Source organism: Pseudomaricurvus alkylphenolicus (assembly GCF_011683955.1).
Taxonomy (GTDB): Bacteria; Pseudomonadota; Gammaproteobacteria; order Pseudomonadales; family Cellvibrionaceae; genus Pseudomaricurvus; species Pseudomaricurvus alkylphenolicus.
In genome coordinates, this window is record NZ_JAAQPI010000011.1 from 233,012 (window position 1) to 254,466 (window position 21,455).

General features: G+C 56.5%; 17 protein-coding genes. 4 read left to right on the forward strand and 13 right to left on the reverse strand.

Going from position 1 to position 21,455, the window contains the following annotated elements:
- Positions 1 to 285: 285 nt before the first annotated feature.
- Together HBA55_RS25010 and HBA55_RS25015 are read right to left on the reverse strand one after the other, a co-directional pair.
- Positions 286 to 2,193 carry an acyl-CoA synthetase gene (locus HBA55_RS25010; protein ID WP_166997044.1) on the reverse strand — a complete coding sequence of 636 codons (1,908 nt, stop codon included), beginning with the start codon at positions 2,191 to 2,193 and terminating at the stop codon, positions 286 to 288.
- A 117-nt stretch (positions 2,194 to 2,310) separates the two neighbouring features.
- Entirely contained in the window at positions 2,311 to 3,339 is a 1,029-nt protein-coding gene (locus tag HBA55_RS25015) for an AraC family transcriptional regulator (protein ID WP_166997045.1), read from the reverse strand.
- A 108-nt stretch (positions 3,340 to 3,447) separates the two neighbouring features.
- Between HBA55_RS25015 and HBA55_RS25020 the strand changes: the two genes are divergently transcribed.
- The 3 genes from HBA55_RS25020 (at position 3,448) to HBA55_RS25030 (ending at position 8,107) form a co-directional block, all read left to right on the forward strand.
- Positions 3,448 to 5,106 (forward strand): AMP-dependent synthetase/ligase, encoded by a 1,659-nt coding sequence (locus HBA55_RS25020; protein ID WP_166997047.1) that lies wholly within the window; start codon positions 3,448 to 3,450, stop codon positions 5,104 to 5,106.
- Between the two features lie 225 nt (positions 5,107 to 5,331).
- Positions 5,332 to 6,030 (forward strand): proteobacterial dedicated sortase system response regulator, encoded by a 699-nt coding sequence (gene pdsR / locus HBA55_RS25025; RefSeq protein WP_166997049.1) that lies wholly within the window; start codon positions 5,332 to 5,334, stop codon positions 6,028 to 6,030.
- 22 nt (positions 6,031 to 6,052) lie between these two features.
- Positions 6,053 to 8,107: an ATP-binding protein gene (locus tag HBA55_RS25030; protein ID WP_166997051.1), complete on the forward strand. Its 2,055-nt coding sequence runs from the start codon at positions 6,053 to 6,055 to the stop codon at positions 8,105 to 8,107.
- A 15-nt stretch (positions 8,108 to 8,122) separates the two neighbouring features.
- Here HBA55_RS25030 and panB read toward each other — a convergent pair whose 3' ends face one another.
- The 9 genes from panB to dksA form a co-directional block, all read right to left on the reverse strand.
- Positions 8,123 to 8,950 carry a 3-methyl-2-oxobutanoate hydroxymethyltransferase gene (gene panB, locus HBA55_RS25035; protein WP_166997053.1) on the reverse strand — a complete coding sequence of 276 codons (828 nt, stop codon included), beginning with the start codon at positions 8,948 to 8,950 and terminating at the stop codon, positions 8,123 to 8,125.
- Positions 8,951 to 8,987: 37 nt separating this feature from the next.
- Positions 8,988 to 9,668, reverse strand: coding sequence for a deoxynucleoside kinase (locus HBA55_RS25040; RefSeq protein ID WP_166997055.1), 681 nt, complete (start codon positions 9,666 to 9,668; stop codon positions 8,988 to 8,990).
- Between the two features lie 29 nt (positions 9,669 to 9,697).
- Positions 9,698 to 10,180 (reverse strand): 2-amino-4-hydroxy-6-hydroxymethyldihydropteridine diphosphokinase, encoded by a 483-nt coding sequence (folK, locus tag HBA55_RS25045; protein WP_166997057.1) that lies wholly within the window; start codon positions 10,178 to 10,180, stop codon positions 9,698 to 9,700.
- A 3-nt stretch (positions 10,181 to 10,183) separates the two neighbouring features.
- Positions 10,184 to 11,584, reverse strand: coding sequence for a polynucleotide adenylyltransferase PcnB (pcnB, locus tag HBA55_RS25050; RefSeq protein ID WP_166997059.1), 1,401 nt, complete (start codon positions 11,582 to 11,584; stop codon positions 10,184 to 10,186).
- Between the two features lie 1,158 nt (positions 11,585 to 12,742).
- Positions 12,743 to 14,158 (reverse strand): sigma-54-dependent transcriptional regulator, encoded by a 1,416-nt coding sequence (locus HBA55_RS25055; protein WP_166997061.1) that lies wholly within the window; start codon positions 14,156 to 14,158, stop codon positions 12,743 to 12,745.
- A 34-nt stretch (positions 14,159 to 14,192) separates the two neighbouring features.
- Positions 14,193 to 17,168: an ATP-binding protein gene (locus tag HBA55_RS25060; RefSeq protein WP_166997063.1), complete on the reverse strand. Its 2,976-nt coding sequence runs from the start codon at positions 17,166 to 17,168 to the stop codon at positions 14,193 to 14,195.
- The gene (locus HBA55_RS25065) at positions 17,158 to 17,334 is read right to left on the reverse strand and encodes a hypothetical protein (RefSeq protein WP_166997065.1); all 177 of its coding nucleotides are present in this window, start codon (positions 17,332 to 17,334) and stop codon (positions 17,158 to 17,160) included. The genes HBA55_RS25060 and HBA55_RS25065 overlap by 11 nt, the downstream gene beginning before the upstream one ends.
- Positions 17,335 to 17,454: 120 nt before the next feature.
- Entirely contained in the window at positions 17,455 to 18,357 is a 903-nt protein-coding gene (gene gluQRS, locus HBA55_RS25070) for a tRNA glutamyl-Q(34) synthetase GluQRS (protein ID WP_166997067.1), read from the reverse strand.
- A gap of 130 nt (positions 18,358 to 18,487) precedes the next feature.
- Entirely contained in the window at positions 18,488 to 18,931 is a 444-nt protein-coding gene (gene dksA / locus HBA55_RS25075; protein WP_166997069.1) for an RNA polymerase-binding protein DksA, read from the reverse strand.
- A gap of 391 nt (positions 18,932 to 19,322) precedes the next feature.
- Between dksA and sfsA the strand changes: the two genes are divergently transcribed.
- The gene (gene sfsA / locus HBA55_RS25080) at positions 19,323 to 20,027 is read left to right on the forward strand and encodes a DNA/RNA nuclease SfsA (RefSeq protein ID WP_166997073.1); all 705 of its coding nucleotides are present in this window, start codon (positions 19,323 to 19,325) and stop codon (positions 20,025 to 20,027) included.
- 35 nt (positions 20,028 to 20,062) lie between these two features.
- Here sfsA and HBA55_RS25085 read toward each other — a convergent pair whose 3' ends face one another.
- A complete protein-coding gene (locus HBA55_RS25085; protein WP_166997077.1) occupies positions 20,063 to 20,383 on the reverse strand; it encodes a Rieske (2Fe-2S) protein in 321 nt (106 codons plus the stop codon).
- Positions 20,380 to 21,432: a S1C family serine protease gene (locus HBA55_RS25090; RefSeq protein WP_166997079.1), complete on the reverse strand. Its 1,053-nt coding sequence runs from the start codon at positions 21,430 to 21,432 to the stop codon at positions 20,380 to 20,382. The genes HBA55_RS25085 and HBA55_RS25090 overlap by 4 nt, the downstream gene beginning before the upstream one ends.
- Positions 21,433 to 21,455: the final 23 nt, after the last annotated feature.

Sequence of the window (21,455 nt, forward strand, 5' to 3'; positions counted from 1 at the left end):
GCATAGGGGAGGGGGCTGACAGGGTGTGTCAGTAGGGGTGGGATGTTCGTGCCAGGGTTGCTGAGGGCATTGTGCCAAGGCGGCTGGGGGTTCCGTTTTCGGCGCTGTCGCGCGCCCGTCCCGGGTGCCTTCTCTCCCAAAAGAGCCCGGCAAAAAACGCCGGTCTCTTTTACTCGTTCAGCGCGCTCTTTAATGCGCCGAAAACGAAACCCCCAGCCACCTACCAAACATTGGAGTACGACCATTAGGGCATTAGGGGCATTCGTTCGATGTGAGTGGGTGAGGTTAGGCAGAAATCTCAGTTTTGAATGCAAATTGGCCCAGGCATTCGGATGCTTGGGTTTGGTCGGCGTTGTTTGCCACTTTGAGTTTTACGAACTGGCCGTATTTTTTGTCCACTTCAACAGATAGTTCTGCGATTTCCAATCCGAGCTTGGCCATTTCCTCTTTAACCAGTGTTTCCACGGTGTCGTTGCGCAGGTCGGGTTTGAAGATTTTGCCGACGGCGGTGAGTGGCATGGCATCGACGATATGGATTTCTTTGGGGACGGCGGCACGTTCGGAGATGTGTTCGGCCGCGAAGGCGAGCAGTTCTTCCACAGTGGCGGTGGCGCCGGGTTTGAGCTGGATGTAGGCGATGGGCAGTTCGCCGACGCGGGCGTCAGGTTTGCCGATGGCGGCGACGTCGGCCACGGCGTCGTGTTCGAACAGGGCTTCTTCGATCATTTGGGGGTCGATGTTGTGGCCGCCGCGGATGATCAGGTCTTTGCTGCGGCCGGTGAGCGACAGGTAGCCGTCGGCGTCGAGGCGGCCGAGGTCGCCGGTGTTGAACCAGCCATCGTCAACCCATTGGCCCTGGTTTTGGTGTTTCTGTTTGTAGCCTTTGAAGACGTTGGGACCTTTGATGGCGATGACGCCGGCTTCATTGGTGTCGCAGTCGCGTACAGCCAGACCGGTTTTTTCGTCGACTTCGACAATGCGCACTTGCAGATAGGGCAGGTTTACGCCGACGGAGCCGATGCGGCGGTCGCCAAAGCGGGGACTGATGGTACTGGCGCAAGTGCCCTCGGTCTGACCGTAACCTTCCAGTAGTACCAGGCCGGTCTGGTCTTCAAATTGTCGGGCCAGTTCGGTGGCCAGCGGCGCGGCGCCGCAGATAGCGAATTGCAGGGAGGACAGGTCGTAGTCTTCGGTGGGAAAGTTGAGCAGCCCGCTGAGGATGGTGGGTACGGCGCTGAAGACGCCCACTCGGTGTTTTTCGACGATGGCCCAGAAGTTTTCCATCAGCGCCGGGGTTCGGTAGCCCTGGGGTGTGGCCAGTAACAGTTCGCCGCCGCCCAGCCAAGTGGAGAGTCCGGTGAACACAGCGTTAACGTGGAATAGCGGCAGGCCAACGAGGGTGACGATGTCGCCGTTCATGGAGGTGGCGGTGTTGATCTGGAAGGTGCTGGCAACTTCGTTGGCGTGCGTGTGTGGTGCCAGTTTGGGGGTACCGGTGGTGCCGCCGGTGTGGAAGTAGGAAGCGATGTCTTCGCTGTCGATGATTCGTCCGCTGTCCAGTCCATCGCTGTTTTGGCCGCCAATGAGTTGGTCGAAGTCGAGTACGTTGTCGTTGAGGTAGTCTTCGCGGTCGGCGGTGACCAGGGCTTTCATGTCGTCGCCGAGGAAGTTGGCAAGATCTACGGCAACGATGGTTTTCAGCGACGGTACCCGTGCCTTGATTTGTTGAGCTTTGGCCCAGAGTTCGGTACCTGCCATGGGGGCCAGGGTGACCAGGACGGGGCAATGGACCTCATTGAGGATAGCAGCGATGTGTTCGACTTCGAGCAGCGGGTTGATCGGGTTGAAGATGCCGGCGGCTTCGGCGCCCCAGATGGTGAAGTAGGCCTGGGGCAGGTTGGGCAGCAGCATGGCTACGGTGTCGTCGCTGTTGATGCCCAACTGGTGGAAGGCGTTGGCCGTCTGGGTGATGCGCTGCAAAAATTCGCGATAGCTGTAGGTGATGCCATCTTCGTCGGCGAGTCCCTGCAGCAGGAAACGCAGTGCGATTTTGTCTCCGTGACGTTCGGCCGCTTCGCTCAGGAGTTGGTAGGTGCTGGCGGGCAGGCCGCGTTCACCCAGCGGTGTCGCCTCCAGTGTTTGCAGGGCGTCAAGACCGGTCATTTTGAAGTCAGATGGGATATAGGGGTTCATCGCTTGCTCCGTTAATTGCACGTTCTGATGGGTATAGCACCCGCGGAATGTGTTATCGAGCCACTCTAGCTTGAATTTGTGACCAACAGGTATTCCTGACTCGACAAGAAAATGTCCCTAGTCGCCATCTGTTCCGGAGAAGTGTTGGCTGTGTTGCCGGCGCCAGCGCTGGGGGGAGATACCATGACGGTGTTTGAAGGCTCGGGTCAGGCCGCTGAGTTCGCTAAAGCCAAGGATGTCTGCCAGGGTGGTCAGTGGCAGATCTGAGTCTTTGAGGTAGTGTTCGGCCATATCCAAGCGGATTTCGGCTTTCAGTCGGCGGAAGGTCCAGCCTTCGCTCTCCAGGCTGCGCTGCAGTTTTTTGGGGTGCAGTTTGAGTCTGGCCGCCAGTGTCTCCAATTGACACTCCTGTTTATGCAGTTGTGAGCGAATCAGTGTCTCAACCCGCTGCAGCAAGGGGCGGTCGGCCGAGGGCAATTTTTGCAGGTGTTTTCGGGCCAATTGTTGCAGCTGGGGCTGGTGATAGGGAACAGCCCGCTCCAGCAGAGAAGTCGGGAACCTCATGCAGGTGCGTTCCCGATTGAATTCCACCCGGCAGCCAAAGTAATGGTTAAAGCGCTGGGGTAGCCGCACTGATCCAAAGGAAAAGTGCAGTGCGCTGGGGTACCAGCATTTTTCACCGGTCAAGAATCGCATCGCCATCATGGCGTGGGCCATGGATAAGGTGGCGTATTGGAAGCCGGCCTGGCGCCCGGCGGTGCGGTCGTCCCTCAGCAGCCAGCTTTGCGGGCCATCACTATCCATTAACCAGAGGATGCCCTCGGAGTGCAGGTGGATATAGTCCGTCATGATGGACATGGCCTGTCCAACGGTGGGGGCATGCTGGACGCTGAGTCTGGAGATGCCAATGGGTAGCGGCCGCTGATATCTGGCCAGCTGCAGGCAAAAATCTTCTCGACGGCAGGCTCGGCTGGCATTTTCGTAGAGCTGCATCACAGCACTGTTAGGCAGCAGACGGTCACGATCAGCCACCAGCGCTGGCGATAAACCCGCTTCGAGTAACAGGGCTTCAGGGTCTTGACCCAGCTCCGTGACCAATTGTGTAAAGCCTTCGATGATTTCGGCTCGTACCAGATACGTCTTCATGGCGCCTTATGTTAAGCCTTTGTCTTCTTATGACAAGCGGCTCTTCCTCGACTTGCTAAGATAAAACCACCACCCCTTTGATCAAAAATACAACGGTGAGACACAAGCATGAGCGAAACAGACTTCAAGTCCCCTTTAGATATGTTTTATCAGTGGGAGCAGCAGACTCCCGATAAGACCTGGCTGCGCCAGCATGACGGCGTTGAGTGGGTCAACATCAGCTGGTCCCAGGCAGGTCAGACGGCCAGGGCACTGGCGGCCGGTATGCGTGAGCTGGGCCTGGAAGACGGTGATCGGGTGGGCCTTTACGCGGAAAACAGCGCCCGCTGGATGCTGTTGGATCTGGCCATCATGATGGCTGGCCTGGTGAGCGTGCCTATTTACACCTCAATGCCAGAAGACAAGATTCGCTATGTGGTTGATCACAGTGGCATGAAGTTACTGTGGGTAGGCGACAAGTGCGCTCGCAGCGTAGAGGCAGTGCGCGAGGGCTTCCCCGGCATTCAGGTGTTGGGTTGTGGCTACGGACAGGGCGACGAAGACTGGGCCAGGCTTGAGCAGACCAAACCATTGCAAGGTCAACCTCAACGTGCTCACAGTGACCTTTGGAGTATTTCATACACCTCTGGTACGACAGGTGAGCCCAAAGGGGTCATGCACAGTTTTGAGACCCTGCCATTCTCCGCCAAGGAGTTGGGCTTTTTCGCCGAGACGGGGCCGGACACGCGCTTTTTCTCTTATCTGCCACTGGCGCATATTGCCGAACGCTGTGTGATTGATATCCACTCCTACTACGCCGGTGCCATGGTGGGTTTCAACCGCGACAAGGAATCATTCGTCGCGGATCTGCTGGAAATTCGACCCACGTTCTTCTTTTCGGTGCCACGCATCTGGGCCAATCTGAAAGCGGGGATCATTGCCCAGTTGGGTAAGGAAAACTGGCTTCGTTGCATTGAAGAGCCCGAGTTTGGCCGCGCCACGGGTGAGAAAATTCTTGCCTCCATGGGACTGGATCAGGTCACCATCGCTCTGACCGGCAGTGCTCCGATTCCACCCGATGACATTCGTGCCTGGCGCTGCCTGGGTATGCCGCTGTGTGAGGGTTTTGGTCAGTCAGAGACCATGGGCGGGACCTTCAATCCCATTGAGGGCTTCAAGATCGGCAGTGTGGGCCAGATGATTTCGCCGAATTCCGAGATGAAAATTTCGGAAGAAGGTGAGCTGTTACTGAGTTCTCAGGGCAACATGCTTGGCTATTACCGCAACCCGGAGAAGACAGCGGAAACCCTGGTGGATGGTTGGATTCGTACCGGTGACAAAGGGCGGATCGATGAAGATGGCTTCCTGTTCATTACCGGTCGGGTCAAAGATATCTTTAAGACCGCCAAGGGCAAGTATGTGGCTCCGGCACCGGTGGAAAATCGCTTTGGGTTGCTGCCGGGCGTCGAACAGTGCTGTCTGGTAGGCTGTGGTTTGCCTCAAACGGTGATGCTGACGGTGTTGTCAGAGGGCGTTGATGCGGCGTCGATGCTGGAGAGCCTGCAGTCACAAATGGAGGCAGTGAACGCTCAGCTGGAAGTCCATGAGCGAATGAGCCATGTCATTGTCTGTGCTGAAGCCTGGACGATCGAGAACGGGCTGCTCACTCACACTCTGAAGATTCTGCGTGACGATCTGGAAAAACGTTATCAGGATCTTATTGAGAACGCGCTGGCGGGTGACAACAGTGTGGTGCTGGAGGCGGCTTCGCTGGCGGCCTCGGCCTAAACTCCCTGCCGAGCAGGCGGCCGCTCTTCGTTGCAGTGGCGCCTGCTCTACCTCCAACCCCCATCTGCTCCTCTTTATTCCTCTGCGCCATTGCCGTCCCGCCTGCAACCTGACGCCATTGCGATCAAATATGATGAATTGTGATGACTTCCTGCTCTGACTGGTCGCCGGCCTGGAGTCCGGTACAATGGCGGGACAGGAACAGAGACGGATCAGGGAAAATCTATGGCTCGTACCATTGCTGTGGTAGAAGACGAAATTGCCATTGCAGAGAATTATCGCGATGCCTTGCAGCGCCAGGGCTATCAGGTCCGACTATACCGGGATCGGCCGCAGGCAATGGCGGCGTTCGACAGGCAACTGCCGGACCTGGCGATTATTGATGTGGGCCTGGGTGAAGAGGTGGAAGGTGGTTTCGATCTCTGTCGCGAGCTGAGGGCAAGGGCACCACAACTCCCCATCATTTTTCTCACCGCCCGGGACAGTGAGTTTGACGTGGTGTCCGGGTTGAGGCTGGGGGCGGACGACTACCTGACCAAGGACATCAGCCAGCCCCATATGCTGGCCCGCATTGTTGCCCTTTTTCGTCGGGTGGATGCGCTGAGCGAGTCTTTCAAAAGTGATGCGGAGGATGTGCTTGAGCGCGGTGCCTTGAGTCTGAATATGGATCGTATGAGCGCCCATTGGCGTGACCAGCGGGTGGAGTTAACGGTGACCGAGTTGTGGATGGTGCATTCTCTGGCCCGACACCCCGGCCACGTTAAAAATCGTCAGCAGTTGATGGATGCTGCCAATGTCGTTCTCGATGACAATACCATCACCTCCCATATCAAGCGTATTCGCAAGAAATTCCAGATGGTGGACACGAATTTCCAATCCATTGAGACCGCTTATGGCATGGGGTATCGCTGGATCAGTGAGTAAGTCTCTGTGAAGCCCTGAGCAAATGAAACTACGCCGCCAACTGCTGCTGGTCAGCCTGCTCACGCTTAGTTTGCCCTGGGCCGGATGCCAGTACATTCAAGAAATGGAGAGTGCTCTACGGCAGGGGCAAGTAGAGGCCCTGCGCGCCACCGCTAAGGCCGTGGCGGATCGGGTAAGCAGTGAAGCGGACTTTGTGCAGCGCTTGCAACAACCTGACTGGCAGCAGCCCTTCGAGCGACAGCTGTATCTTCACCCGATAAACACACCCATGCAGATCGACGGGTATGACGACGACTGGCGTCATTCACGGATTCGTCCAAGGCGCTTTCGCGACCTGGTGGATAACAGTCTTGAAATGGAGCTGCGGCTCGCTCGGCAGGCGCAACAGGTGTTGCTGTTTGTTCGCGTCACAGATCCGAATATTCGATATCACAACCCCTCTATATCTCCACTGGCCAGTGGTGATCATCTGCTTCTTCGGGGTATGGAGCCGGGTGGTCGGGTTCAGGATTATGTGCTGAGGGCCGGAGCACCGGGCGAAATTCAGGCACGCTACCGAGATTCATCCGGCAGAGTGCGCGAGGAACCCCGAATTCGCGGGTATTGGCAGGAACATCAACAGGGATATCAACTGGAACTGCAGATGCCGCTGACAATGATGGAGGCGGGGCTCTCGGTGGCGGTGGTTGATCGTCGGGAAGGTGGCGGTTCGCGGTGGCTGGGTACGGTTCACGGGCAGGAGCGACCGGCGCCCCTCGCTGGTCTCGAAGCGCCCCTGCAACGCGCGGTTGAAGTGTTCAGCGATGAAGGGCTGCGTTTACAGCTGCTCAGCCGCAATGGTTGGCAAGTGGCTAAGGCAGGTGATCTGCAGCCGCCTTATAGGGTAGTGCAACAGCATGGTCTGCTCAGTTGGATTTATCTCCGGGTGCTGGCGGACAACTACCTGCCCCCTGCTGCGGAGCCTGCAATCAATGGCCGTTCCGGTTCTCCCCAGGTTTTGGAAGCACAGCAGGGGCAGGCTGCCAGTGGCTGGTACCAGTGGCGGGATCTGCGATTGGCGCAGGTGGCGTTGCCGATCAGAGGTCGGAACAAGGAAGTGATTGCAGTGGTTCTTGCGGAGCAAACCTCCGCACAGTTGTTGGCTCTGACAAACAGTGCCTTTAACCGGTTATTCCACTTTACGCTGTTGGCGACGCTGATCACCGGGATGGGATTGCTGGCCTATGCGAGTTGGCTGTCATTTCGCATTCGTCGGCTCAGCAAAGCTGCCGATCAGGCGCTGTTGGAAGGTGGGCGGCTGCAGGTGGAGTTCCCCCATTCGAAATCCGCCGATGAGCTGGGCGATTTGAACCGCAGCTACGCCACCCTGCTGGAGAGATTGCGTGAGTACACGGACTATCTGCGCAGTCTGTCCAGCAAGCTTTCCCATGAACTGCGAACGCCGCTGGCGGTAGTGCGCAGTTCATTGGACAACCTGGAGCATGAGGCGCTGTCGGAGTCGGCCCGCACCTATGCCGAAAGGGCTCAGCAGGGCAGCCAGCGATTGTCGTCGATTATCACGGCGATGAGTTCTGCCAGCCGGGTGGAGGAGAGCATTCGCCATGCAGAGACGGAGACATTTGAGCTGGCGCCGGTGATCGAGAGTCTGGGCCAGGCTTATACGGATCTGCATCAGCATGTGTGTCTTCAGGTGGAGGTTGATGACCTGGCGCGCGGGCGCAAGCTGCAAGGCTCGGTGGAGTTGGTGGTGCAGATGCTCGACAAACTGGTGGATAACGGTGCCGACTTTTGCCCCTCTGGCGGCCTATTGAAGATCACTCTGTTGGCGGGGCAGCGAGGATTGCTGCTGACGGTGGCCAACGATGGCCCGCCGTTGCCGGAGAAAATGCAGGGGCAACTGTTTGATTCGCTGGTGTCTGTACGCGAACCAGGGGGTGAGACCACCCACCTGGGTTTGGGGCTTCACATCGTCAGGTTGATTGTGGAGTTTCATGGCGGCACGGTAACGGCCCGCAATCGGCCCGACAGTGGTGTGGAGTTTGAGGTCAGTTTCCCTTGCCCGGATGTACCGCTCTAGATAGCGCCTGAGAGTTCAACCAAAAGTGTGTTCGTCATCAGGAAACACACCGCTTTTCACATCGCTGGCGTACTTGCGCAAGGCCCCCGGAATATCTTCGGCCTCCACCAGGAAGTTTTTGGAAAACTTGGGGGGCTGCTCGGTGAGGCCGAGAATATCATTGATCACCAGGACCTGAGCATCGGTGTCTCTGCCGGCGCCGATACCAATCGTCGGCATGCTCACCGCTTCGGTAATACGCTTGGCCAGTTCATTGGGAACACATTCGAGGACCAACAGATCGGCCCCGGCCCGGTCGAGAGCAATGGCATCCTTCAGAATCTGCTCGGCCTGCTCGTCGCTGCGGCCCTGAACGCGAAAGCCACCAAACTTATTCACTGACTGTGGTGTCAGTCCGATATGCGCGCAAACGGGAATACCACGATCACTGAGCATCCTGACGGTGGGGGCCAACCATTCTCCACCTTCGATTTTGACCATGTGGGCACCGGCTTGCATGATGCGGGTCGCGTTGGTCATGGCTTGCTCGGGCGTGGCGTAGGTCATAAACGGCATGTCACCCATGATGAGGGATTTGCTGTTGCCGCGTTTCACCGCCTCCACGTGATAAATCATCTGTTCCATAGTGACGGGGATAGTGCTGTCGTAACCCAGCACGGTCATGCCCAGGCTGTCGCCCACCAGCAAGACCTCGACACCACTTTTCTGCGCCATTGCCGCCATGGGGGCGTCGTACAGGGCGACGGTTACGAATTTATGGCCTTCGGCCTTCATTTTGCGCAGTGTCAGTGTGGTAATGGGTTTGGTAAGGCCGCTGTCGGCCTGAACAGTTCCGTATGGCATGGTTCGGTATTCCGATCGAAAATCACATCGTCCCAGTTTACAGGGTCGGGGTGGGGTTGTAGTAGTGTCGGCCGCTCTTAATGGTCAGCATATATTCAACCAGATGCCGGTAGTGATCGATGTTGTGGGCGAGATCCAACTCAGCCGCATTGACGATCAGCAGAGGGGCGCGGTTGTAAAAATGGAAGAATTCCATGTAGGCGTTGTTGAGGTTGTCCAGATAGTCGCGAGTCATATGGCGTTCAGCCTCAAGTCCGCGTGCCGCCACTCGTTCTTGAAGGACATCACTGGGTGCCTGCAGGTAGATCACCAGGTCGGGCAGGGGGGCTTCGATGTTGAGGCTGTCGTAAACCTGCTGGTAAATCTTGTGTTCATCCTCGTCGAGGGTGATTTGCGCGAACAACTGGTCTTTATCCATCAGATAGTCTGCAACCAGTGATTGCTGGAACAGGTCCTGTTGGCGCAGGTCCTGCAGTTGCTGAGAGCGCTGGAACAGGAAAAACAGTTGCGTCGGTAATGCCGCAGCCCGTGGGTTGCGGTAGAAGCGTTCCAGAAAAGGGTTGGCCTCGGCGTTTTCTTCCAGCAGACCCACGTTCAGGGTCTGGGCCAGGTTACGGGCCAGAGTGGTTTTGCCGGCGCCTATGGGACCTTCTACGGCGATAAACTGCGGCAGATCCAGGCCCTGAGTATTGAGGGAAAGGGCAAAACCGTCACTCATGAATCCACTCCTGATTTGTTCGCGGGAGGCTAATCTTCGAGCGCCTCCAGGCCATCGCTGGTGCTCAGTGCCAATAATGACTCAAGTGACTCGCCGGAGGGAAGCGTTAAATCGCGCGCCAGGTCTGCCAGTGGGAACAGCACAAAGTTTCGCTCTTTGAGATAAGCGTGGGGTACGGTCAATCGCTCGGTGGCGATGATGTCGTCGCCGTAGAGCAGCAGATCAAGGTCCAGTGTTCTCGGTCCCCATCGCTCTAACCGTACCCGCTGGTGGGCCTGTTCAATGGCCTGCAGCTGGTCGAGCAGGGCGTGGGCTTCGAGATCGGTTTCCAATTCCGCCACAGCGTTAATGTAGTCGGGCTGATCTCCAGGCCCTACGGCCACACTGCGGTACCAGCGGGAATGCGCCAGCACACGGGTCTCGGGGATTTGATCGAGTTCCGCTATGGCGCGGCGAACCTGTTCCAGCGGTTGCGCCAGGTTGCTGCCAAGGCCGATGTAAGCGCAGACCATAAATCAACTCTGAGAAGAGTTGTTATGAGACGAGCTGCCGTTACCGCCGCGGTTGCCGCCGGAGGGCTTGCGTCTGCGTCGACGGCGACGGTTGGCTCCCCCACCCGGGCCCGATATCTTTTCACTCATGCGGGTGCGTTCGTCCGCGTCCACATCCTGATAGCGGGTCCACCAATCTCCAAGGCCCTCCAGATCCTCACCGGCCTGCTCCCTCAGTAATACAAAGTCATAGGCGGCCCGGAAGCGGGGGTGTTCGAAGATCCGCTCGGCGCGTTTGCCCTGGCGGCGGGTCAAGCGATGCTGAAGGTCCCAGATTTCTTTCATGCCCTGAGTAAAGCGTTTGGGGATAGAAGTGCGTTGCAGTTGCTGGCTGATCACATTTTGAGCGGCTTCTGCAGAGGCTTGCACCGGAGGCATACCCTCGTCCAGCAATTTGCGTGTTTCGGACTGAACGCTGGGCCAAAGCAGAGCGGCAAAGATAAATGCCGGAGTGACCCGCAGATCTCTCTGGATGCGATCATCGGTGTTGTGGGCGGCCTGCTCGAACAGGGCCTCGGCATAGGGTAGCTGTTGTTTGAGCGCCTGATCGGTTGCGGGCAGCAGGTATTGAAGCAGGTCATACTCGCGCAGGCCTTTAAGAACGGCGACACCGTAGCCACCCATAAAGAGTTTGAGAACCTCTTCAAACAGTCTGGCCGCTGGGATGTTCTCCAGCAGTGGGCCCATTTTGCCAATGGGGGTTGCCGTCGACCGTTCGATATCGAAGTTAAGTTTGGCGGCGAATCTTACGGCGCGCAGCATTCGCACCGGATCTTCCTGGTAGCGGGTTTCCGGTTTGCCGATCATCCGGATTTTGCGCTCCTGGATGTCTCTCATACCATTGGTAAAGTCGTGGACACTGAATTTATTCAGGGTGTAATAGAGCGCATTGACGGTAAAGTCACGACGAATGGCATCGGACTGGATGTCGCCATACACGTTGTCGCGCAGCAGCATGCCATCTTCGGAGCGGGCAGAGTGTTTGGAGCTGGAGGCGTCATGGTGGTGGCCACGGAAGGTGGTGACTTCGATGATTTCTCTGCCAAAGCGAACGTGGACGATTTTGAAGCGGCGACCAATGATGCGGGCATTGCGAAACAGCTGTTTGACTTGTTCCGGGGTAGCATCGGTGGCGACGTCAAAGTCTTTGGGCTGGTCTTTCAGCAGGAGATCCCGGACGCCACCGCCGACCAGGTAAGCTTCGTAGCCTCCATCGCCAAGGCGTTGCATGACTTTAAGGGCGGCACGGCTGATCTGGCGGCGTGAGATGTTGTGCTCATCTCGCGGCAGTATCTGGTGGTTAATGGCCGGGGTAGACCGGGCCAGGGGGTTCTTGAACGGTAAGCTGAATAGCCGCTTTAACATGGTCTGGACTGCTGATATTGGGTGTGTGAGGACGCAGGGTCTCATTTTCGGGGGCGAAGTGTATCACGGTGACCGGGTAAAGGCATTGTTGTGCTGCCGTTGGCGGCTTTTATAAGCGGCGTGGGATAGAGAGCGGAGGGCAGAAATGAAAACGGGAAAGCCGAGGCTTTCCCGCAGAATTTTTTATTGTCCTTATTATTCTAAGCAGTCGCGCTGTCTAAAAGAGCGCAGCTTCCTTGCGTCAGGGTTGTTTGCTCTATGGCAAATCCTCTCCAAGTTTTTTAGTCAGTTGTAACAGTCAGTTTTTAACGCTTTTGTACTTATTGTTTTTTGTTGTTATTAAATTATGTCTTCTTGTTATTGTTTTTTGTTCTTATTGTTAATTTAGTCTTTGTTGTTATTGTTTGTTGTTTTTATTCTAAGTAGCTTTTTTCTTATTATTTGTTGTTGTTATTTTTATTAATCTTTTTCTTATTGTTTGTTGTTATTAGCGTTGATGTCGTTTGTTTTTATTGTTTGTTGTTTTTATTATGCTGCCCACTAAAGCATTGCCCGTGCCAACATTGAAATTTCCTTATTTTTCAATGACTTGTAGGTTAAGAAAGGTTTGCTTATTTGGATTCGTTATTACCGCTCGTTACCTATTGTCCCGAATCTTGTTACGAATCTGTGACGTTGGTAACACTTTGAAATACGTGTAACGGGTGACTGTTACATTTGGTATTGGGTTCGGGTTGGTGATATTTCCGGGGGTTGAGGTTTGGTGGTTCCGGGTTTCCAGGTCCGTGCCTCAAGCGGCGGCAAGGGGCTTTGGGGAGCATAGACTATCGTGCCTCAAACGGTGGCTGGGGCACTGTTTCCGGAGCGGTCGGGTGGCCCTCCGGGCTTCCCTCAGTCCCAAAAGAGCCCAGCAAAAGACGCCGGTCTCTTTTGCTCTTTCGGCACCCTCTTTAATGCTCCGGAAACAGTACCCCAGCCACCTTTTACACCGTAGTGCGCTGAGCTTTGTGCCTCATTGGTATTTTAAGGCCAAGGAGACTAAGGGGTCAGCCTCCTTGGAATCACAGTGATTCAGGAGGGGTATCAGCTAGAGAGTGAGTATTGGAAGGGATACGGGGGTGGAACACGATTTCCACCCTCAGAAGCGGCGGGGTGGTGTTACTTGGCCCCGGCGGCGGTCTTCTTGCGCGGAATGCCCAGGCGTTGGCGGCGTTCCCACAGGCATTTGCGACTGACGCCCAGTTTACGGGCCAGTTCGGTTTCGCTCATGGTGTCCTGGTGTTCCAGGACGAAACGCTGGAAGTAATCTTCCAGTGACAGATCTTCGTTGGGATCCTGGGCCGGGCTGCTGGTCTGCTGCCGGCTTTTCTGGGTCATTTGTACTTGCTGGATGATTTCGTCTTTTTCGTCGCTGATCTGGACCAGGTCGAGGTCGATGGCAAGCAGGTCGTGGCTGATTTCTTTTTCGTCTTCACAGAGGATCACAGCGCGCTGCATGGCGTTTTCGAGTTCACGGACGTTACCGGGCCAGGTGTAGGTGGTAACAGCCTGTATGGACTCGGGGCTGAGGGACAGCAGGGGTTTGTCCATGTCGTCACAGAATCGCTGCAGCAGGTGCTCAGCCAGGGCGATGATGTCTTTGCCGCGGTCTCGCAGTGGTGGCAGTTGCAGTTGTACAACGTTGATACGGTAGTAGAGATCTTCCCGGAATTTGCCTTCTTTACAGAGTTTGCGCAGGTCGCGGTGAGTGGCGGCTACCAGGCGAACGTCAACTTTGTGGGATTCGGTGGAGCCGATGGGGCGGACTTCGCCCTCTTGTAGCACCCTCAGGAGGCGAGCCTGGGCTTCCAGAGGCAGTTCACCGATTTCATCCAGGAACAGTGTGCCACCGTGAGCTGCGGCCACCAGGCCCTCACTCTTACTGGCCGCACCGGTAAAGGCGCCTTTTTCATGCCCGAAAAGCTCGGATTCAATCAGGGTCTCAGGGATGGCGGCGCAGTTGACGGAGATCAGGGGTTTGTTCTGGCGAGGGCTTTCGCTGTGGATGGCCCTGGCGACGAGTTCTTTTCCGGTGCCCGTTTCTCCATTGACCAGGACAGTGGCTGAGGTGGGGGCGACTTTGTGGATTCGGTTGTAGAGGGTTTTCATGACCGGGCTGGTGCCGATCATGCCCGGGATCTGGTGGCTGGAGGTCTTGCTGGGTTTTCGTTGGCGGGCGGCGTCGTTGGCTTTGCCGATGACTCGTTTGACTGCGTTGACCATTTCGTCATGGTCAAAGGGCTTGGCGATGTAATCGACGGCACCCAAGCGCATGGAGTCCACGGCGGATCTGAGGCTGGCGTAGCTGGTCATGATCAGCACCGGAACTTCGCCGGCTTCCTTGATCAGATCGGTGCCTGGAGCACCGGGCAGGCGCAGGTCACTGATGATGAGGTCGTAGCGGCTGAGATCATGGCGATGGCAGGCTTCCTTGACCGAGGCGGCTTCACTGACACTGTATTTGTTGCGCTCAAGCAATTTGCGCAGTGCCGTGCGGATGATGGCCTCATCTTCAACAACCAGAATGTTACTCATAGACGCAGTGTTACCCGATTTGTTACAAGAATAATCAGTTAGTGTTACCTGACTCGTGCTGACTTTCAAGGTTTAGGGGCAATTTAATGGAAATTTGAGTGCCAAGTGTTTGTCCGGGGGCCGGACTGAGAATATCCAGGTGCCCTTCGTGGTCTTCGACGATGCTGTAAACCATGGCCAGGCCCAGCCCCGTCCCCTCGCCGGGGTCTTTACTGGTGAAAAAGGGTTCCAATACCCGTTCCTGGTGTTCGGCGGGTATGCCGCTACCCTGGTCGATGACACGGAACTGGGCAAAGTGGCCTTCTATCGAGCTTTCCAGTCTGACTTCACTGTCTTCGGGGCTGGCGTCGCGGGCATTGGACAGCAGGTTGATAAACACCTGGATCAGGCGCTGTGAGTCGGCACGCACAGAAAGGTGGGTGTCGATGTGGTTGCGGAAGCGGACCTGTGTCTTATCCTTTTGCAGCGACAGCAGAGCAATGGCTTCTTCGGCGCAATCTCTCAGGCTCACCGTCATAAAGTCGATTTTGTCTTGCTGGCCAGTGTGGGAGAAGCTCACAAGAGACTGAACAATACGGCTGACCCGTTGGGTCTGACTGAGGATCTGCTGGGCGGTGTCTTCGGCTGCTTCCGGATCATCGGTCTCGTACTTTAGGTTCTGGGCAAGACAGGCAATACCGGTGATGGGGTTGCCAATTTCGTGGGCAACGCCAGCGGCCAGTCGGCCCACGGAGGCCAGTCGTTCACTGTGCACCAGTTCTTGCTCAAGCAGTTGGGTTTCAGTCATGTCTTCCAGCAGAATGACCTGACCATCGGCGCTGTTGGCCACGGGGCTGGCGATATTGGCTTTGTGCAGACTAATCCAATGGGAGCGGCCACCCAGGTCCAGCTGCTGTTTATGCAAGTGGGGCATAGGGCTGCGGGAGAAGTCTTCCAACAGTTGGCGCCAGGGTTGTTTGAGATCGTCCAGGTGCGATCCTATCACTGTCTCGGATGGGATATCGGTCAGCGCCACCATTGCCTGGTTCCACATCAGGATCTCCAGGTCTTGCCCCAGCGAGCAAACCGCCATCGGTAGTTCTTCCAGGGTGTTGCGGTGGTACAGCCTCAGGTTGTTGAGTTCGGCCGCCATGCCGGTCAGTTGGCTGCGGTATTTGGTCAAGCGGTTTTCAATCAGGTTGATGTCGGCTGTGCCCTTCGCCTCTGGCAGATGGTAGGGGATGTGGCGGTCGAGGATTTCGGATGCCACCGCAGTGCCCATCAGGCCCGACAGGTTGGCTTCCAGCTTGTCGCGCAGACGCCTGAGGGCGTAAGGGCGACGTTCATTGCGGTTGAGATTGAGATCGTCCAGCGCCCGCTTCAATTCTTTGCGCGCACTGTCTTCGCCCAGACTCTTGGCCAGGCGGGTAGCAAATTCATCTGCGCTGTGTACGTCGAGGATCATACGCAGGGGGTGGCTGAGTTCATCTTCGGCGCAAAGCTCGGCACTGTAACGCTCTTCCTCACTGGTGCGAGTGGTGAGTGACAACAGAACGAATGCACCCACATTGAGGCCCAGGGACATCAGCGTGATGGTATTCCAGTAATCAATTCCCAGTCCGATTTCTTTATCCAGCACAGGCACGGTTACGTGATCGATACCAAAGACTGTTGGCAGTAAGAGCCCGACCATCCACACCAGTGTGCCGAGGCACAGCCCCCAGATAAATCCCCGGCTGTTGGCCGTTGGCCAGTAGGCGACGGCAAAGATGCCTGGCAGAAACTGCAGCGTTTCAATAAATGCCATCAGCGCCAGATGGGTAAGGCTGTAGTTATTATCCAGCAATTGATAGAAGGCATAACCGGCAGAGAATACCAATAAAATCAATACTCTCCGTGACCACAGCAGTTGGCGATAGAGGTTGTGACGCCCCAATCGGGTGGCCGGTAACAACCAGTAGTTGAGCAGCATGGTGCTCAGTGCCAGGCACAGGGCCACCATGGCCCCGGTGGCCGCCGCCACGCCTCCGAGGAAGGCCAGCAGGGTGAACCCGGGAGAGTTCATTTGCATGGGGATGCCGAGGGTAAAGTACTGGGCTGGCAAGTTGACTCCCAGTTCGAAGCCGGCCCAGAGAATCGGGAAGATGGGTAGCGCCAAAAACAGCAAAAACAGGGGAAAGGCCCAGCTCAGTGTGGCCGTGGTTTTGTGCAGGGGGTTTTCCACCACGCTCATATGGAAGATGTGAGGCATGGAGATGGCCGTCGCCAGGAATACCAGCAGCAGGGTGTGCGAGGCGGTGTCGTGGATTGGCTGGTGCAGTAATTCCAGGTTTTCTGGGTAGTCCAGCAGCCATTGGTCCAGTTCGTCAAGTCCGCCAAAAACGCCATAGACAGCCAGCAGGCCAATTGCCATCAGGGCGACTACCTTGATCAGAGATTCAAGCGCCATGGCGACCACCAGGCCTGGATGTTGATCGCGGCCCGAGCCGAACAGTACGGTGAACAGGGCCAGCAATACGCAATAGGCCAGAGCCATCACCTCACGGAAACTCCAGTCGTTAAGTGCATCCGGGAGCTCTTCGGTACTGTTGATGGTGATAATCTGAAGGGTGTCGGCAACCGCCTGTATTTGCAGGGCCAGCAGTGGCAGACAGGCCATCACCATACCGGCCGTTACCAGACTGCCCGCCGCCTGGCTGTGGTACCGAAATACCAACAGATCCGCCAGGCTGCCAATCTGGAAGCGGCGGGCGAGCTGAGCCAGCGGTGCAATTGCGACAGGGGCAAACAGGAATAACGCGCCGGTGCCCAGGTAATAAGCCAGAGCGCCATAGCCAAATTGAAACGCCAGGTCTATGACGCCGTAAAACGACCAGGCGCTGGCGAAAATACCCAGCGACATAATGTAGGTGATCGGGTGGTGCAGGACGCGATGGGATATCCAGCCCCGCTCGGCAACATAGGCAACCCCGAACAGCAGCAGCAGATAGGCGATACCGATCAGAGCAATGGTGGTGATATCAAAGGTCATCGGAGTTGCTTCGCCTCTGAAAGATAAAAGCCGCCAGGATCAGGATGGCCCAGAGAATATAGGGGCGATACCAGGCACCTTCCGGGTTAACCACCCAGGTAAACAGGGTAGGGGAGAAGATGTAGGCGATCAGCAGAAATAAAATAAGAAGGCGCTGATTATTCATGGTCTTATCGCGATGGCGTTCCCGTCGGTGTTCTCAAAGGTGATCTTTTGAGAGGGCGGGGGTCGCCAGGTTGTTCGATTATTATTACGGCGGCGATTGTACTGGTTAACCGGGCGCTCGTTAAGTTGTCGTTGTCACGGCGGGCAGGCTGGCGCAGCGAGGCACGCGCTGACGGCTCCAATGTTCCCTCCCCCAGCTTAGCAGCTCGCTACAGGTTGCGCCCCGAAGTGCGGCCGGGGGTTGGTGATTGAGATCGCACAATGCTTGCCACAGATTTTCATTGGCGCGGGTCGCGTCCAGCACTGGCGCGTAAGTTTGTTTGCTCAGTTTTTGACCCTGCGGGTTAACAATAATTGGCAGATGGCCCATTTCCGGTGTGCAAGAGGGTTTCCGGTTCAGCACCTCAAACAGATAGCGCTGTCTGGGGCTGGAATCCAGCAGGTCCAGGCCCCGGATGACATGGGTGATGCCCTGATCGATATCGTCCACCACCACCGCGAGTTGATAAGCATAGAGCCCGTCCTTGCGATGGATAACGAAGTCGCCCGGCTCCTCTGTCAGATCTTGTTCCTGAGGTCCCTGAAACAGATCGTTGTAGGTTATGGTGGCGCTGTTTTTGTCGGGTATCTGCAGGCGTATTGCACAAGGCCGATCCTGCGAGGGAGGGTGCCGGCGACAGTGTCCGTCATAGGCGCGTAACCCTCTCAGCCGCTGGCGGGTGCAGTCGCAGCAATACGTTAAGTTTCTGGCCCGAAGCAACTCCAGCGCCTCGTCATAGGCTGGTGATCTCTTGCTCTGGTACATCACCTCTCCATCCCAATGCAATCCATGCCGGTCCAGGGATAGCAGAATGGCATCGGCAGCGCCGGGTTGTTCCCGCGGCGGATCAAGATCCTCCATGCGTACCAGCCAGGTGCCATCCTGCGAACGGGCATCGAGATAGCTGGCAACGGCGGTCAGCAGTGATCCCTGATGGAGTTCACCAGTGGGTGATGGGGCAAAGCGGCCAATATAGGAGGTCAAGGTCGGTCAAACCTTTGCAGCTGAACCTGTGGGTTCGCCTTGGGCTGGTTGAGAGTGGGCAGATCATCTGCACCGGGTAAGTGTCGGGCGCCGTGAATGGCGCCCTGTATCTTATCGGAGGCTGGGCGAATTAGCCGCCGACCTGCTTTTCCTTGATTTCGTCCAGGGTTTTGCAGTCGATGCACTGTGTGGCGGTGGGGCGTGCCTCCAGGCGACGGATGCCGATTTCGACGCCACAGGTATCACAATAGCCGTAATCGTCGTTTTCGATCAGCTCCATGGTGCTGTCAATCTTCTTGATCAGTTTGCGCTCGCGGTCGCGGGTGCGCAGTTCCAGGCTGAATTCTTCTTCCTGGCTGGCGCGGTCAGCGGGATCCGGGAAGTTGGCGGCTTCGTCCTTCATGTGAGAGACGGTGCGGTCCACCTCTTCCATCAATTCAGTCTTCCAGGTCTGCAGCAGCCCCTTAAAGTGCTCCTGCTGAGCCTCGTTCATGTATTCTTCGCCCTCTTTCATCTGATAGGGCTCAAAGCCACGCAGCGTAATACTTTCAGCTTTCTTAGCGTTATCCGGCATCTTTATGCGCCTCTTCGTTGCTTCCAATTGGGTCGACATGGGGGTGATCTGACCACTTTTCAAGGGCAGTCACAGGTTTCTTGAAACTGGGCTCTCAATACCGGGTTCAACGCCCGCACCGTCGATTGGCCGTTCTTGGCCAGACCGAGCAAGCTACCAGATCCTGAAAACCCTAGCCAGTGGTTTTTACACCCCTCCGATTCTGGATCGGGCGCGGATACTGCGCCCATCGAACGGCACTGTCAACTGCAAATTGATGACAGTGGCCAATATTTGCGGTGAGGCCGGAAAGGACCTTGTCTGCGTTGCAGTTTTTGCCCCAATCCCTATAGTGAGTGCTCTTAATTGGAGCAACATTACCCACCGACTGTTACGGAATTACACTGACCCCATGAAGATCGATCCCGCCCTCGAAGAGGGCGTTCTGCTGCGCCGCTATAAACGCTTCCTTGCTGATGTGCGCCTGCCCGATGGAAAGGAAATTACGATTCACTGCCCCAACACAGGCTCGATGAAAAACTGCCTGGCCGAAGGCAGTCCCTGTTGGTTTTCCACTTCCGATAATCCCAAGCGCAAATACCCCAACACCTGGGAAATTGCCACCACGCCCGATGGCGATCTTGCCGGTATCAACACCGGGCGGGCCAATGCACTGGTGGTTGAGGCTATCGAAAGTGGAGTGGTTGCGGAGCTGCAGGGCTATGACGAGCTTAAGACCGAAGTGCGTTACGGTGAGGAGCGCAGTCGTATTGACATTCTGTTGAGTCGTGGCGACGAGAGGTGCTACGTGGAGGTCAAGAACGTCACCCTATGCGAAGGCGCAGGCCAGGGCTTTTTTCCAGACGCCGTGAGCAGCCGTGGCACCAAACATCTGCGGGAGTTGGCGTTGATGGCTTCTCAAGGGCACCGGGCGGTGTTGATGTTTTGCGTCCAACACAGTGGTATTGAGAGCGTTTCTCCGGCGCAAAGCATCGATCCGGAATACGCCAATACCCTGCGGGAGGTTGTGGCAGAAGGTGTGGAGGTTGTGGCTTACAAGGCCAGGCTGGACCCCACAGAAATAGTTCTGACCGAGGCGCTGGCAGTGGCGATATAGTCCATCAGGGTAGAGATCAGGTCGGCGGGTACAGATCAGTCAATTCTGACCCGAACCACGCCACCTTCGACGCTGCACTCCAGCGCCTGCAGGGATTGGCCGCTGCAGGGGCCGGACACACAAAAGCCATCGTGGATGGTAAACAGAGCGCCATGGGTGGAGCACTGGATCAGCTCCCCATCCGTATCCAAAAACCGATCCGGTACCCACTCCAACGGGATACCCAGATGCGGGCAGCGGTTGCGGTAGACGTAAACGGTGCGGTTGTGGCGGACCGCGAACAGCTCATCTTCGCCCAGCTTAAATCCCCGGCTTTGGTGATTGGGGATGTGCTCTAATAGACACAGTTCGATCATTGTGAGGGCGGTGCCAGCTTCAGTTTGCGTTGCATTACCTTGCCATCCCGCACCAGATCCACCTGCACGCGTTGACCGGGGCTGTGCTTTTCAAGGGCGCTGAGAAGATCGTCCGTGTTTTCCACCACATCGCTGCCGAGTCCGATGATCACATCGCCCAGCTGATAAGAGCCCCAGCGGGTTCTGCTGACCCCCTTTAACCCAGCCTGTGCCGCTGGCGTGTTGCGCCCGACGGCGAGAATCGGCACTCCCTTGACGCCGTACTGACGAGCCCAATGGCTGGGACCAATCTCGATACCCAGGGAGGGGCGCTGCAGGCGCCCATTGGCAATCAGGCTTGGCACAATGCTTTTGACCGTATTGATGGGGATGGCGAAGCCGATACCAACGCTGGCGCCACTGGGACTGTATATGGCCGTGTTGATGCCAATCAGCTCGCCGTTGGAATTAATCAGCGGCCCTCCCGAATTGCCTGGGTTAATGGCGGCGTCCGTCTGGATTACATTGCGGATGGTGCGCTGATTGCTGGACTTGATTTCCCGTTCCAAAGCACTGACCACGCCCACAGTCAGAGTGGTGTCCAGGCCGAAGGGATTGCCGATGGCCAGAACCTTGTTGCCCACCGTTAGCTTTCCGGAATCCCCCAAAGGCAGAGGTTGAAGCTTGTCTTTGGGTGCCTTGATTCTCAGTACGGCCAAATCCTTGGAGGGCGCGATACCCACCACTTCCGCCGGCCAGTGGCTCTGGTCATGCATGGTGATGGTGATTTTGTTGGCTTTTTCGATTACATGGTAATTGGTAATGATGTAGCCGTTCTTGTCCCAGATTACCCCGGTGCCTGTTCCCCGGGGTACCGTTTGCAGGTTAAAACTATAGCGATCCCGCACCACGGCCTGGTTGGTCACGTAGACAACGGCTGGGCTGGCGTAACGAAACACCTCGATGGTGTTTTGTTCGTCATCCGTGGAGAAAGCTGCTTTGGCGCTGATTGGAGCACTTAGGCCAATGATGGCTCCGAGCAGCACCAGCATGCTCATCAGTTTGGTCATGTGAACAGGCCTCTCGTAGATCA